This window comes from Nitrobacter vulgaris, assembly GCF_002028545.1.
Taxonomy (GTDB): domain Bacteria; phylum Pseudomonadota; class Alphaproteobacteria; order Rhizobiales; family Xanthobacteraceae; genus Nitrobacter; species Nitrobacter vulgaris.
Genome location: NZ_MWPQ01000026.1, coordinates 25,066 through 38,604 on the forward strand (window position 1 = coordinate 25,066; position 13,539 = coordinate 38,604).

General features: G+C 62.3%; 18 protein-coding genes and 1 pseudogene. 18 read left to right on the plus strand and 1 reads right to left on the minus strand.

Annotation, left to right across the window (positions count from 1 at the left end; all coding sequences use genetic code 11):
- The 8 genes and pseudogenes from B2M20_RS20150 to B2M20_RS06290 form a co-directional block, all read left to right on the plus strand.
- Positions 1 to 523 (plus strand): annotated as a pseudogene (locus B2M20_RS20150) (hypothetical protein); the annotation flags it as partial.
- Positions 524 to 589: 66 nt separating this feature from the next.
- Positions 590 to 856, plus strand: coding sequence for a hypothetical protein (locus B2M20_RS20155; protein ID WP_244553440.1), 267 nt, complete (start codon positions 590 to 592; stop codon positions 854 to 856).
- Positions 853 to 1,230, plus strand: coding sequence for a DUF2019 domain-containing protein (locus B2M20_RS06265; protein ID WP_079446220.1), 378 nt, complete (start codon positions 853 to 855; stop codon positions 1,228 to 1,230). The genes B2M20_RS20155 and B2M20_RS06265 overlap by 4 nt, the downstream gene beginning before the upstream one ends.
- A 199-nt stretch (positions 1,231 to 1,429) precedes the next feature.
- A complete protein-coding gene (locus tag B2M20_RS06270; protein ID WP_244553441.1) occupies positions 1,430 to 2,227 on the plus strand; it encodes a hypothetical protein in 798 nt (265 codons plus the stop codon).
- Positions 2,227 to 2,598 carry a DUF2019 domain-containing protein gene (locus B2M20_RS06275; RefSeq protein WP_079446221.1) on the plus strand — a complete coding sequence of 124 codons (372 nt, stop codon included), beginning with the start codon at positions 2,227 to 2,229 and terminating at the stop codon, positions 2,596 to 2,598. Before B2M20_RS06270 ends, B2M20_RS06275 begins: the two co-directional genes overlap by 1 nt.
- Positions 2,599 to 2,736: 138 nt before the next feature.
- The gene (locus tag B2M20_RS06280) at positions 2,737 to 3,033 is read left to right on the plus strand and encodes a DUF2019 domain-containing protein (protein ID WP_338013160.1); all 297 of its coding nucleotides are present in this window, start codon (positions 2,737 to 2,739) and stop codon (positions 3,031 to 3,033) included.
- A 299-nt stretch (positions 3,034 to 3,332) separates the two neighbouring features.
- Positions 3,333 to 3,710 (plus strand): DUF2019 domain-containing protein, encoded by a 378-nt coding sequence (locus tag B2M20_RS06285; protein WP_079446222.1) that lies wholly within the window; start codon positions 3,333 to 3,335, stop codon positions 3,708 to 3,710.
- Positions 3,711 to 3,936: 226 nt separating this feature from the next.
- Complete coding sequence (locus B2M20_RS06290; RefSeq protein ID WP_079446223.1) at positions 3,937 to 4,308, plus strand: DUF2019 domain-containing protein; 372 nt, start codon at positions 3,937 to 3,939, stop codon at positions 4,306 to 4,308.
- A 14-nt stretch (positions 4,309 to 4,322) separates the two neighbouring features.
- Here the strand turns inward: B2M20_RS06290 and B2M20_RS06295 are convergent, their stop codons facing one another.
- A complete protein-coding gene (locus B2M20_RS06295) occupies positions 4,323 to 5,084 on the minus strand; it encodes a S1 family peptidase (RefSeq protein ID WP_173815937.1) in 762 nt (253 codons plus the stop codon).
- 65 nt (positions 5,085 to 5,149) lie between these two features.
- Between B2M20_RS06295 and B2M20_RS06300 the strand changes: the two genes are divergently transcribed.
- The 10 genes from B2M20_RS06300 to B2M20_RS06345 are packed head-to-tail and all read left to right on the plus strand — an operon-like array spanning position 5,150 to position 13,536.
- Positions 5,150 to 5,713 carry a head-tail connector protein gene (locus B2M20_RS06300; protein WP_079446224.1) on the plus strand — a complete coding sequence of 188 codons (564 nt, stop codon included), beginning with the start codon at positions 5,150 to 5,152 and terminating at the stop codon, positions 5,711 to 5,713.
- A gap of 31 nt (positions 5,714 to 5,744) precedes the next feature.
- Positions 5,745 to 6,155, plus strand: coding sequence for a DUF3168 domain-containing protein (locus B2M20_RS06305; RefSeq protein WP_079446225.1), 411 nt, complete (start codon positions 5,745 to 5,747; stop codon positions 6,153 to 6,155).
- Between the two features lie 13 nt (positions 6,156 to 6,168).
- On the plus strand, positions 6,169 to 6,576 hold the full coding sequence (locus B2M20_RS06310) for a phage major tail protein, TP901-1 family (RefSeq protein ID WP_079446226.1): 408 nt from the start codon (positions 6,169 to 6,171) through the stop codon (positions 6,574 to 6,576).
- A 15-nt stretch (positions 6,577 to 6,591) separates the two neighbouring features.
- Positions 6,592 to 6,912: a gene transfer agent family protein gene (locus B2M20_RS06315; RefSeq protein WP_079446227.1), complete on the plus strand. Its 321-nt coding sequence runs from the start codon at positions 6,592 to 6,594 to the stop codon at positions 6,910 to 6,912.
- Positions 6,909 to 7,121 carry a rcc01693 family protein gene (locus tag B2M20_RS06320; RefSeq protein WP_079446228.1) on the plus strand — a complete coding sequence of 71 codons (213 nt, stop codon included), beginning with the start codon at positions 6,909 to 6,911 and terminating at the stop codon, positions 7,119 to 7,121. Before B2M20_RS06315 ends, B2M20_RS06320 begins: the two co-directional genes overlap by 4 nt.
- A complete protein-coding gene (locus B2M20_RS06325) occupies positions 7,114 to 7,689 on the plus strand; it encodes a phage tail tape measure protein (RefSeq protein WP_079446229.1) in 576 nt (191 codons plus the stop codon). Before B2M20_RS06320 ends, B2M20_RS06325 begins: the two co-directional genes overlap by 8 nt.
- Before the next feature lie 3 nt (positions 7,690 to 7,692).
- Complete coding sequence (locus B2M20_RS06330) at positions 7,693 to 8,334, plus strand: DUF2460 domain-containing protein (protein ID WP_079446230.1); 642 nt, start codon at positions 7,693 to 7,695, stop codon at positions 8,332 to 8,334.
- A complete protein-coding gene (locus tag B2M20_RS06335) occupies positions 8,331 to 9,224 on the plus strand; it encodes a DUF2163 domain-containing protein (protein ID WP_079446231.1) in 894 nt (297 codons plus the stop codon). The genes B2M20_RS06330 and B2M20_RS06335 overlap by 4 nt, the downstream gene beginning before the upstream one ends.
- An 11-nt stretch (positions 9,225 to 9,235) precedes the next feature.
- Entirely contained in the window at positions 9,236 to 9,682 is a 447-nt protein-coding gene (locus B2M20_RS06340; RefSeq protein ID WP_079446296.1) for a C40 family peptidase, read from the plus strand.
- Positions 9,682 to 13,536, plus strand: coding sequence for a baseplate multidomain protein megatron (locus tag B2M20_RS06345; RefSeq protein ID WP_079446232.1), 3,855 nt, complete (start codon positions 9,682 to 9,684; stop codon positions 13,534 to 13,536). Before B2M20_RS06340 ends, B2M20_RS06345 begins: the two co-directional genes overlap by 1 nt.
- Positions 13,537 to 13,539: the final 3 nt, after the last annotated feature.

Sequence of the window (13,539 nt, forward strand, 5' to 3'; positions counted from 1 at the left end):
CCGTTTTTTTGGAGCGCGCGTCGTTCCTCAAGGACATATTTTCATGCCACCGCATCACGACGCCTGGCTGCGCCATCAGCAATCGCGATGGCTGCGGCCGGATGCGGCACGCTGGATTCGTCCCGACGCCGCGCGCTTTCTTCCGCCCGGAGCGGATGTTGCCAAAGCGTTTCCCAGACTGGCGCGCAAATACAATCCAAACCAGCCGCGCGTGCCGGTCGGAAATCCGGACGGCGGCCAGTGGACGGATGGCGGCGCAGGAGGAGGCAGTCTCGGCCTCTTTCAGATCACGCCGCGCGATAACACGATCGACGGCGTGCGGCTCGCGGGGGATTGGCCGCCGGATGACGGACCCGGCATTCCGAGTGACGAGCCGCCGCAAATTCCGCCAAAGCGACCTAGCACAAGCGCCGAACGAACGAGCTATCTCCGTGCGGCCGCTAGTTGGCTGGTCCGGCACGGAGGGCTCGCAGGCGAAATTTACACCGGCGCAATGAACAATGCGGAATGGCTCAAGAATTAACGTGATCTGGTTCAAGCGGCGCGCGACGAACCGAAGTCGCTTGACGAATTACAAGCCAATGTCGGTTTGAAGCGGCCAGGTTACGATGATCATCATATCGTCGAGCAGACGTGGGCAGAGCGGTTCGGCTATAGCCGCAGCGAGATCGACGATCCATCCAATCCTGTCAGTATTCCACGGTTGACGCATTATCAAATAACAGGCTGGTATATGACCAGCACCGAAGAATTTGGCGGGCTCTCGCCGCGTCAGTATCTTGCGGACAAGGGCTGGGATTCGCGTCGGCGGGTTGGCCTGCAGGCTCTTGTAAGGTTTAAGGTATTAAAGCCATGAACGTCAAACGGGTTCGCTTGGCTGACGTATCAACAGAAGACCTTGTTGATCGATTTGCGCAGATCGGTGTTGAGCAGGATCAAGCGCTGCTCGGTGGGCAAATCGCGAAATTCAATCGGTTGTTCGAGCTAATGAGTGATGTCTCCAACGAGCTGAAGGCGCGCACAGGGGATCATCGCCGTAGCCTTGTAAGGCTGTACGAATATCCAAACATGCAGGTGCGGCTTAAAGCGGCCAAGCATACGCTTGCTGTCTTGCCGATCGAAGCAAGACAGCAACTCGAGTCTATCGCGGAGACACATTGGATGCCGCAAGCTGAGGATGCTGGGATGTGTCTTGAGCTTCTCGAAAATGGCACATTCAAGCCGAGCTGATGGACCACGGGGCTTGTCGTAACTTATATCCACGCTCCCCAGCTTCGTGCCGTTGTTAGAACCTAGTCGCGGTAGAGCGCCAGCGTTGCCGCGCGTTTCGCGCCTGCGTTCAAGCATGACCGGAAATTCAGCGGCGCGCTTCTTTGGCGCGCCGCTTTCTTTTTTTGGAGCGCGCGTCGTTCCTCAAGGACATATTTTCATGCCACCGCATCACGACGCCTGGCTGCGCCATCAGCAATCGCGATGGCTGCGGCCGGATGCGGCACGCTGGATTCGTCCCGACGCCGCGCGGTTTCTCCCGCCCGGCGCAGATGTAGCCAAAGCGTTTCCGACGTTGGCCTGGAAATACAATCCAAACCAGCCGCGTGTGCCGGCGGGCAATTCCGACGGCGGGCAGTGGACGGATGGCGGCGCAGGAGGAGGTAGTCTCGGCCTCTTTCAGATCACGCCGCGCGATAACACGATCGACGGCGTGCGGCTTGCGGGAGAACCGCCGTCCACCGAAGAACCGCCGGAGATTCCACCAGCTGCCCGGAAGCCAGGGGAACGACCGATCGAGCTTATTCGCCGAGTGATTAAATATCTTCGCGTCGTCGGTCCTATGTCGCCTGCCGCTGACTCAGTTTTCGAGGCGCTGCGGCAAGCCGAGGGACTTAGGGGAGAGACGGCGGCGATCAAATCAGCAAATGATCCGCCGCGCACGCTCGAGGAGTTGCAAGCCCGCGCGCAGCTGCCCAGCGAGCCCGGCTACCAGGATCATCACATCGTTGGTCAATTCGCGCAAAACAGGCTGCAATTCGGGCGCGTGCGGATTGACAGCCCTGAAAATACGGTGCGGATTCCTGTCGTAAAGCACCTCGATATCAACGGTTACTATTCAAGGGCCAACGAGCAATATAATGGTCGGTCGCCCAGAGATTATCTTCGTGGCAAGAGTTGGGATGAGCAGACACATGAAGGACTAAAAATCCTGCGCAAGAATGGGGTGCTCAAGTAATGATATTTGTTCAGCCGGATGATGCTCTTGTGAAGAACCTCGTTGCGCAGTTTGTCGAGGTCGGTATAGCGCAATATGATGCGATTTATGTAATCGACAATGCTAAGTATAATCGCTTGTACAAGGAGATGGAGCGTATAAGAGCAGAGCTAAAAAAGATGCCTGGCGATCAAAGGAGGGCTCTGTTGCCGCTGCTCTCCCATCCGAACGTACAGGTTCGACTGAAAGCGGCTCACTCTCTTCTTGCGCTCTATCCGGATTTGGCTCGCAATGCGCTTGAAAGTATCCGCAGATCGGGCATCGAGCCACAAGATGGAGAGGCTGCAATGGCAATCAGCGGGCTTGATGAGGGCAGCTATATTCCAAAGTGAGGAACGACAGAGACAAACCTTGCTCTAGTTAAATTCAAGGTTCTAAGCCAATGAAACGCGCCAACTTGAAAGAAATGAGCTCTCCTGATCTCGTCGAGCGTTTTACAGAGATCGGTGTTGCGCAGGATCAGGCATTGCTTGGGGGGCCAGACCTCAAAATTCAATCGCCTATTTAAACAAATGGTTGAACTATCGAATGAACTGAAGAAGCGGGACGGTGATCAGCGACGGGCGCTTGCATCTCTTTATCAGCATCCAAATATGCAGGTCAGGCTCAAAGCCGCGATACACACGCGCGAGGTTTTGCCCGTTGAGGCTCGCCAGCAAATCGAGGCTATCGCCGAGAGCCACTGGATGCCTCAGGCGGGCGACGCCGGCATGGCACTGGCCATCATGGATGGTGACTTGAAGCTGGCGGGATTGAAGCGGGATTAAACCGGCTCGCTCCCTATATCCTCGCATTTCAACTCCGTGCCATTGTCGTGACTATCTTCGCGGCAAGAGTTGGGACGAGCAGATGCAAGAGGGATTGAAGATTCTGCGCAGTAAAGGAGTGCTTAAGTGATGACCTCCGTTCAAATCGGATGACGCCCGAGTACAAAGTCTCGTTGCGTAGTTCATCGAGGTCGGCATCGCGCAATATGATGCGATTTATGTAGTCTGACAATGCTAAGTATAATCGCGCCGCTTTCCTTTTTGGAGCGCATGTCCTCAAGGACATACTTTCTCAAGCCATGATCTTCAGAAAAATTAGACTCGACGCAATGGCCGTCGATCAGCTGGTCGTTCGATTTGCGGCAATCACTGCCGCACAGGATGACGCGCTTCTCGGCAACGAACTCACAAAGTTCAATCGTCTCTTCGATCGAATGATGGAAGTCTCGGAAGAACTGAAAGGACGTCCAGGCGATCAACGACGCGCATTGATAGCGCTTTATAACCACCCCAACATGCAGGTTCAGCTGCAGGCAGCCAAGCTCACGCTGGCTGTTGTGTCTGACGAGGCTCGCAGGAAAATTGAGGCCATTGCATCTTCGCGATGGTTACCTCAATCTGGCGATGCCGGCATGTGCTTGCTTAACCTTGATCGTGGAATTTTCAAGCCGACGTAGCTCACGGCCTCCGCCAGCTTCGCAACGTCATCGCCATCAAGTTGCGATAGAGCGGAGAATGCGGCGTGGATTTCAAAGGTCCAACATCTTCGCATCAATGGATGGTACTCTACGCCTAGCCCGGATTATGGTGATTTATCGCCACGGGACTATCTTCGCGGCAGGAGCTGGAATGAGCAAATGCGAGAGGAGTTGAATATCCTGCGCGTAAAGGAGTGCTTAAGTGATGACCTCCGTTCAATGGGACGACGCTCGAGTACAAAGTCTCGTCACTCAGTTCGTCGAGATCGACCTTGCGCAATATGATGCGATCTATGTGATCGACAATGCTAAGTACAGTCGCTTGTACAAAAAGATGGAGCGTATAAGGGCGGAGCTTAAGGAGATGCCTGGCGATCAGCGAAGGGCGCTGTTGCCGCTGCTTTCACATTCGAACGTTCAGGTTCGGTTGGCAACGGCGCGTTCGCTCCTCGCGCTCTATCCGGACTTGGCTCGCAATGCTCTTGAGAGTATCCGTGAATCCGGCATCGAGCCACAGAACGGGGAGGCGGCGACGGCTATCAGAAGGCTCGATGAAGGCAGCTACATTCCGAAGTGAGGGACGAACCTTTTTCATATCCCAGCGCCCCAGCTTCGCGCCGTTGTCAGAATCCAGTCGCGGTAGAGCGCGAGCGGCGTGACGCCGGTAAGGCCGCCGCAGCCTGACGCGTTGTTCGGTCCCGTCGACCAGCTCACGACACCGACGATGACAGCGCCGCCGCTGGAGTCGAGAATCGCCGGCGCGCCGGAATCTCCGGTGCAGGCGCCAAGACCCGCGCGCGCGTTGTTGGTTGAAGGATCGACCAGACGGATCTGCAAGGTGCCGGGCTGCCCCGTCACCGCAAGGCTTGCGGCCCGCGCCACGCCGCCGCTGCGGCCGTCGCCAACGGTTGCGACGCCCATGCCCACGACGGTGAGGCGCTGACCGACGTTGATCGGCATCAACGCGCCGCCGATCCGGAGGGGTTGCACAGCGAGCGGCGCGGCGAGTTGCAACAAGCCGACGTCGGCGGTGGCGCGGTGCGCGAACACGCTCTGCGGGTTGAACTGCGGATGCACGGCTACGCTCTTGATATCAAGCAGGCGCGGCGGCTGACTCTTGTAGTCCACCATCTTGGTGGTGACGCCGGGCGCGATGCAGTGCGCGGCGGTCAGGATGATATCGCGCGCGATCAGCGTGCCGGTGCAGGATGAGCCGCGCGAGCCGACGATGGTGACGACTGCGTTCGCCACCGCGGGCGAAGGCGCACCGCCGCCGCCGACCATGGCAAGGGCAGGGTGCGTCAGCATCACGGCTGTCGCGGCTGCAGCCAAACGAATGAATTTTTGAATCATGCAGCGATGTGAGCCATCGCGTCGCGTGTCTGTCAACATATGCATCGTCACAGCGAGGATATCCGATGCCGTCGATACTCCTGACCGGATCTGCGGTCGAACCATGGTCGGTCGAAGAGGCCAAGAGCTTCCTGCGCGCGGAGAACGATGACGACGACGCGATCATCGCGTCGCTGATCGCAGCGGCACGAAGCCATGTGGAAGCGATGACTCGCTGTGCTTTGATCGCTCAGACCTGGCGCTTGGTGCTGGACCAGTGGCCGAATGACGGCCGCATCAAGCTGGGCCGGGGACCGCTGCGGGCGCTCGCCGCGGCGCGCGTCTACAACTCCGCGGGGATCGCCACGCCGATCGACGCCGGAACGTTCGTTCTCGACAAGGCGGCGGGCGTGATCGTCTCATCCGCGTGGGTGCTGCCGGGCCGCGCCAGCGCCGGCATCGAGCTCGATGTCGAGATCGGATTTGGTACGAGCGCGACCGACGTGCCTGATGTGCTTCGCCATGCGGTGCGGACGCTCGTGGCGCACTGGTACGAGAACCGCAGCCTTATCGCCATCGGCCAGAGCGTCGCGATGATGCCGGCCAGCGTCAGCGCCATGATCGCGAGCTATCGCGTCCATTCGCTCTGATCGTTCTCGCATTCTCGAAAAGGACATCATCATGACCAGCGCCAATGCAGCGCTTCGCGCTGCCGTTCACGATGCGCTCGCTGCCGACAGCGGCCTTCAGGCCGTGCTCGGCGGCAAGCGGATCTATGACGAGCCGCCGCGCGGAGCGCTGTTGCCTTACGTTTCGATCGGCGAGGCGCGCATCACCGACGCATCGGTGGACGAGGGGCCGACACAGGAGCACCAGATCACGCTTCATGCGCGTTCCCGTCAAGGCGGCCAAAGCGAAGCTCATGCCATCGCCGGCGCGGTGTTGCAGGCTCTCGACGACGCGCCACTGACGCTCGCCGCTCACCGGCTGGTCAATTTCCGCTTCGCGGTCGCCGACATCCGGCGCGAGTCCGACGGCCGCACCTATCACGCACAGGTGCGTTTCCGCGCCGTGACCGAACCCAGAACCTAATCAAGGAGCCGTCATGGGCGCACAAAAAGGCAAGGACCTGCTTCTGAAGATGAGCGATGGCTCGAGCTTCGTCACGGTGGCGGGACTGCGCAGCCGCAGGATCGCGTTCAACGCGGAGATTGTCGATATTACGAATGCGGAATCGACCGACCGCTGGCGCGAGTTGCTTGCGGGCGCCGGCGTCAGGCGAGCGTCGCTGTCGGGACGCGGTCTGTTCAAGGACGCCGGATCCGACGCGCTGGTTCGACAGGCATTCTTCAACGGCACGATCAATGACTGTCAGGTGGTGGTACCGGACTTCGGTGCCATCGAGGGTCCGTTCCAGATCGCAAGCCTCGAATTCGCGGGCGAACACAATGGCGAGGTGACGTTCGATCTTTCGCTCGAGTCCGCTGGCGCTCTGACGTTTACGGCGCTGTGAGACGAAAGGATTCAAATGCCCAACAAATATCGCGGTGAGATCGGTGCCGAGCTTGGCGGACGGCAGCGCACGCTGGTGTTGACGCTGGGCGCCCTGGCGGAGCTTGAATCCGCATTCGGCGCTGGCGACCTGATGGCGCTCGCGGAGCGGTTCGGTTCGGGGCGAGTGTCGTCGCGCGACTTGATCCGTATCATCGGTGCCGGCCTGCGCGGTGCGGGAGAGGCTGTCAGCGACGATGATGTGGCCGTGATGACGGTGGAGGGCGGCGCGGCTGGCTTCGTCAGGATCGCGGCGGATCTGATCGGCGCGACCTTCGACGAGAGCGGGGCTCCATGAAGCCGTTCCCGTGGCAACAGGCAATGGGCTTCGGCTTCGGCGTGTTGCGTCTTGCGCCGGATGATTTCTGGCGGATGACGCCGCGCGAACTGGCGCAGGCGATCCGCGCGATCCAGGGGTATGCGACCGCGCCGCTGGCGCGGGCCGAGCTCGATGAATTGCAGGCACGGTTTCCGGATGCGCCGCCCAAGGGAGGACGCGATGACTGACGACACGAGTTTGCAGGATACGTCGAGCACGCTGGATGGCCTCACCGCAAAGACCCAGGCGCTGACGATCAGCGCAGGCGGTTTTGCACGAGCGATGACGCAGGCTTTTTCATCATCGGTCGTCGGCGGCAAGCAGTTCGACGACGTGCTGAAGACGCTGGCGCTGCGCGTCTCGGGTCTCGCCGTGACGGCGGCGTTCAAGCCGCTGACGGCGAGCCTGACCAGCGGCATCTCCAGCCTATTTTCGGGGCTTGCTGGCAGCATTGGTTCGACCGCGTCCAACGCGCTTGGCTCGATCAAGCCGTTCGCGACCGGCGGCGTGATCGGCATGCCTAGCTATTTTCCGATGATGGATGGCGGCGTTGGTCTCGCCGGGGAGGCGGGACCAGAAGCGATCATGCCGCTGGCGCGCGGGTCCGACGGCCGGCTTGGCGTTTCCGGCAAGGGCGGCGGTAACAGCATCACGGTGCAGATCGCGACGCCCGACATCGACAGCTTCCGCCGCTCCGAGAGTTACATCGCGGGCCAGATCGCGCGCGCGGTGGCGCGAGGACAGCGGAGCTTGTGACACATGACCAGCTTTCACGAAGTGCTGTTTCCGCTCGACGTCGCGCTGAAGAGCGCGGGCGGGCCGGAGCGGCGAACCGATATCGTCAGCTTCGGCTCGGGCCGCGAGGCGCGCAACGCGCGCTGGGCGCAGTCGCGGCGGCGCTTTGACGCCGGCTACGGCGTCAAGACGCTGGATACCTTGCAGGCTGTTATTGCTTTCTTCGAGGAGCGGCGCGGAAGGCTTTACGGCTTTCGCTGGCGTGACCGGCTGGATTGCGGTTCCGCGACGACTGGGAGCGTTATCTCGCCGCTCGATCAGGTCATCGGAATAGGAGACGGAACGACATCGACGTTTCAGTTGATCAAGACATATGGCGGCGCGTTCGCGCCTTATGCGCGCGTGATCGCCAAGCCGGTGAACGGCAGCGTGCGTGTCGCGGTTGCCGATAGCGAGATGGTGGCGGGATCGACCTTCACCTGCGACGCCACCGTCGGCGTTGTGACGTTTCTTCCGGGGCACACGCCGCCGCCGGGAGCGGCTGTCACCGCCGGATTCAATTTCGACGTGCCGGTGCGGTTCGACACCGACTATCTCGAAGTCGATCTCGCGACCTTCGCCGCCGGCGCCATTCCGAAGATTCCGCTGGTGGAGATCCGCACGTGAGAAGCATTCCCTCCGCGCTTCAGGCAAAACTCGATTCCGGCGCGACCACTCTGGCGCGCTGCTGGATTGTGACGCGGCGCGACGGCGTCGTGCTCGGCTTCACCGATCACGATTGCGATCTGACGATCGGCAGCGTCGTCTGTCGCGCCGCGACCGGCTTTACCGCGTCGGAAGCCACCAGCCGCTTCGATCTGGCTGTCGATGGCGCCGAGATATCGGGGGCATTCTCGGACGATACTCTGAGCGAAGCCGATCTCTCCGCCGGACGTTACGACGCCGCCGAGGTCGCGACCTGGCTGGTTGATTGGAGCGACGTCTCGCTGAAGATCCTGATCGCCCGCGGCACCATAGGAGAGGTCCGGCGCGAGGGGGCCGCGTTCACCGCGGAATTGCGCGGGCTCGCGGATGCGCTGACGCAGGATAGCGGACGCCTGTTTACGGCGCGGTGCGGTGTCGATCTTGGCGACGGAAAATGCCGTGTCGATCTGACCAGCTCGACCTTTCGCAGCAGTGGGACGGTCACAGCAATCGAAGGAACGTCGATCCTCGCCGTTTCGGGCCTTATTGGCTTTGCCGGCGGCTGGTTCACAGCGGGGCGATTGAACTGGACCGGCGGGGCCAACGCCGGGCTTGCGATTGAGGTCAAACAGCACCGCGTCGTCGCGGGCGAGGTGCTGATATCGCTGTGGCAGGCGATGGCGGAGCCGATAGCTATCGGCGACAGCTTCGTGATCACCGCCGGCTGCGACAAGAGTTTCGCGACCTGCCGCGACCGCTTTGCCAACACCGACAATTTTCGCGGCTTTCCGCAGATTCCCGGCAACGATTTCGTCGTCAGCTATCCGCTGCCCGGTTCGCCCGACAACGGCAACGGCAGCAAGGCGTTGTGAAGGAGCCGCTCGTGACTTGCGCGTATTCGACCCGCGCGGCCATCGTCGCGGAAGCCCGCGCCTGGATTGGCACGCCCTATCGGCATCAGGCCTCGCTCAAGGGGGTCGGCTGCGACTGTCTCGGCCTCGTGCGCGGCGTCTGGCGCAATTGCATCGGCGATGAGCCGGAAGTGCCGCCGCCCTACGCGCCGGACTGGGCCGAAGCAAAAGGCGACGAGACACTGGCCGCGGCGGCGCTGCGCCATCTCGTTCCGGTCACGTGCGACGGTTTCGAAGCGGGCGACGTGCTGCTGTTTCGGTGGCGTGACGGGTTTGTCGCCAAGCATGTCGCGATCGCATCGAGTGAGCGCACCATGATTCATGCACATGACGGCGCGGCCGTCTGCGAAATCGTCCTCGCGCCGTGGTGGCGGCGACGGCTGGCTTATGCATTTCGTTTTCCCGGAGTTTCTGACTGATGGCAGCGCTTGTTCTTTCCGTCGCAGGCGGCGCCGCTGGCGCGTTGTTCGGGCCGGCAGGTGCAATTGCCGGGCGTCTCGCCGGCGCGCTGATCGGAAATGTCGTCGATCGCAAGCTGTTCGGGCCAGGAAACCAGACGATCGTCGGGCCGCGCCTCGCCGATCTCGATGTGATGGCCTCGACCGAGGGCGCGCCGATTCCGCGCGTTTACGGACGCGCCCGGCTGTCGGGTCAGGTGATCTGGGCGACGCGGCTCGAAGAGGCCGTCAACAGCGAAACCTCGTCGTCCGGCGGCAAGGGCGGCCTGTTCAGCGGACCGAGCACGACGACCACCACTTACAGCTATTTCGCTAATTTCGCGGTTGGTCTTTGCGAAGGCGTCATCGGCCGTGTCGGGCGGATTTGGGCCGACGGCAGTCCTCTGGATGTGTCCGGCCTGACCTTCCGGGTCCATCGTGGCACCGAGGATCAGGCTCCTGACGATCTGATCGTCGCAAAAGAAGGGGCGAGCAACGCGCCGGCCTATCGCGGGCTCGCCTATGTCGTGTTCGAGCGGATGCCGCTGGCAAAATTTGGCAACCGCATTCCGCAGCTCTCGTTCGAGATCATCCGCCCCATAGGCCAACTTGAACGGATGGTACGTGCCGTGACGCTGATCCCCGGCACCACCGAATTCGGCTATGAGCCGTCCGCCATCGTGCGATCGCTCGGTCCGGGTCAGTCGGCGCCGGAAAACCGGCATGTGATGAATGCTGAATCCGACGTGATCGCGGCGCTCGATGACTTGCAGGGCATGTGCCCCAATCTCGAACGCGTGGCCGTAGTGGTGGCGTGGTTCGGATCGGACCTTCGCGCCGGAAGCTGCGTGGTGCGTCCCGGCGTCGACAGCGCGAGCAAGATCACGCGCGGCAGCGACTGGTCGGTGGCTGGGGTGACACGAGAAAGCGCTTATGTGGTGTCACAGGTCGATGGTCGTCCGGCCTTCGGCGGCACGCCGTCCGACGACAGTGTCGTGCATCTGATTGCAGAACTGAAGGCGCGCGGCCTCAAGGTCACGTTCTATCCCTTCATCATGATGGACCTTCCGGCAGGTAACGGCCTGAGCGATCCGTGGAGCGGAGCCTCGTCGCAGCCAGCCTATCCCTGGCGCGGCCGCATCACTTGCGATCCCGCGCCGGGACAAACGGGTTCGCCGCAGGACACCGCGCCGGCGGCGACGCAGGTCGCCAGTTTCTTCACGAGTGGAAGCTGGAACTACCGCGCCATGATCCTGCACTATGCCAACCTGACGGCCTCCGCGGGAGGCGTCGATGCGTTTCTGATCGGCTCGGAGTTGCGGTCGTTGACGCGCGTGCGCTCGGGGGCCGGCATCTATCCTGCCGTCGATGCGCTGGTGACGCTTGCGGTGGACGTGAAATCCATCGTCGGCTCGTCGACGATCGTGACCTATGGCGCGGACTGGACAGAATATGGCGCGGATGTCGTTGACGCCGGTGCGTCCGAGGTTCGCTTTCCGCTCGATCCGCTGTGGGCGTGCAGTGCAATCGACGCGGTGGGGATCGACTACTATGCGCCGCTCGCGGACTGGCGCGACGAGGCCGGACATCTGGATGCAAGCGTCGCAGCCTCGACCTATGATCTCGATTACCTCGCGGAGAATGTCTATGGCGGCGAGGGTTTCGATTGGTATTACACAGATGACTCGGCGCGCGCCGCGCAGAACCGCACGCCGATTACCGACGGACTTGGCAAGCCGTGGACATTCCGCGTCAAGGACATCAAGTCGTGGTGGTCGTCAGCGCATTATGAGCGGGTCGGCGGGGTCGAACTTCCAAGCCCGACCGCGTGGGCGCCGCAAAGCAAGCCGGTCTGGCTGACGGAGGTCGGCTGTCCGGCGGTAGATAAAGGCGCCAACCAACCGAACGTGTTTCCCGACCCCAAATCGTCGGAAAACCACCTGCCGTATTTCTCGAGCGGTAGCCGCGATGATCTGATCCAGCGCCGCTATCTGCAAGCCTTTCTCGGCAAGCTGGATCCATCGTTCGGCGCGGCGGATGCCGACAATCCCGTCTCTCCGATCTATGGGAGCCGCATGATCGAGCCGTCCGCGATCCACCTTTGGACCTGGGATGCGCGACCATATCCGGCGTTTCCCGCCGCGACCGAGGTCTGGAGCGACGGACCGAACTGGCAGACCGGGCACTGGCTCACCGGCCGTCTCGGCGCGGCGCCGATGGATGCGCTGGTGCAGGCGCTTCTTGCCGATTGCGACGTCACCGGCGCCGACACCTCGGCGCTGCGCGAGAGCTGCGACGGCTACGTGGTCGACCGGCCGATGTCGCCGCGCGCCATGATCGAACCGCTTGCCGGGGCTTACGCCTTCGATGCCTCCGCGGCAGACGGAACGCTGCGCTTCGTTTCGCGGGGCGGTATCCCGATTGCGGAATTTGTGGAAGATGATCTGGTGCTGACGGGCGACGGCGGGCTGGCGCGGCTCACGCGCGCGCAGGAAACCGAATTGCCGCGCGAAGCGCGCTTTGGTTTTACCGACGGGACGGTCGATTACAGGCGCTCTGCTGTGACCTCGCGCCGGCTGGCCGGTGGTTCGAACCGGAGCGTTCACTCCGATCTCGCGGTTGTCAGCGATGACGCGGCGATGGCGCGCCGCACCGAGGTTTGGCTTCAGGATTTGTGGGCCGGCCGCGAAAGCGCCGCGTTCGCGCTCGGACCGCAATGCCTGTCGCTCACGCCGGGCGATGTAATCGCCGTGACGATCAACGGGCGGAGACGGCTATTCGAAATCAGCGCACTGCTTGATGCCGAAGCGCGGCAAGTCACTGCCCGCAGCATCGATCCCGAAGTCTTCTCCGTGCCGCTGTCGACACCGCGGCCGACGCGACCCGGAATTCCAGCGGCGCTCGGACCGGTTCAGGTTGCAGTGCTCGATCTGCCGATGATCGAGTCATCGGAGCCGCCGGTCCTGACGCGGCTCGCCGTCTTTGCCAGCCCCTGGCCGACGTCGGTGACGGTATGGACCTCGCCGGACGGTGCGGGTTTTCAGCCGGCGGCGATTATTCCGGCGCCCTCGACATCGGGCGAAACGCTCGATCCGCTGCCGGCCGGAGCCCCAGGGCGATGGGACCGCGGCAACGCCTTGCGCGTGCGTCTCTACGGCGGCCTGCTCACGTCGGTGTCCGATGCCCGCGTGCTCGCCGGCGCCAATGCGGCGGCGGTGCAGAACCCGAACGGCGATTGGGAGATCCTACAGTTTGCCAATGCGGAGCTGGTGGACAGCGGCACGTATAAACTGTCGCGCCTGCTGCGCGGGCAGGCTGGCAGCGATTACGCCATCACTGATGTGTTGCCGCCGGGCGCGCCCTTTGTTCTCCTCGACACGCGTCTTGTGCCGCTGGCGAAAGGATTGAACGCGCAGGATCGTCCGATCCTGGTGCGGCTTGCCGCCGCCGGACGCAACCATGACGATCCCACGGCGGTGGCGCTGACGGTCACGCCGCGCGCGACTGCCCTGCTGCCGCTGTCACCGGTGCATGTGAAAGCGTTCCGCGAGAACGGCGGTGTGCGTATCTCGTGGATTCGCCGGACGCGCATCGACGGCGACGGCTGGGGCGTCGAAGTGCCGCTCGGCGAGGATGTCGAAGCATACACGCTCGACGTTTTCTCGGGCGGAGCGATCGTGCGCAGCATCGCATGCAGCGCGCCCGAAGCGTTTTACCCCGATGCCGACGAACTGACGGATTTCGGCGCGCCGCAGAGCAGTCTGCACCTCCGCGTCGCGCAAGTATCGGCGACCGTCGGCCCCGGTCACCCTACTGAACTTACTCTCACCCTCTGAGTT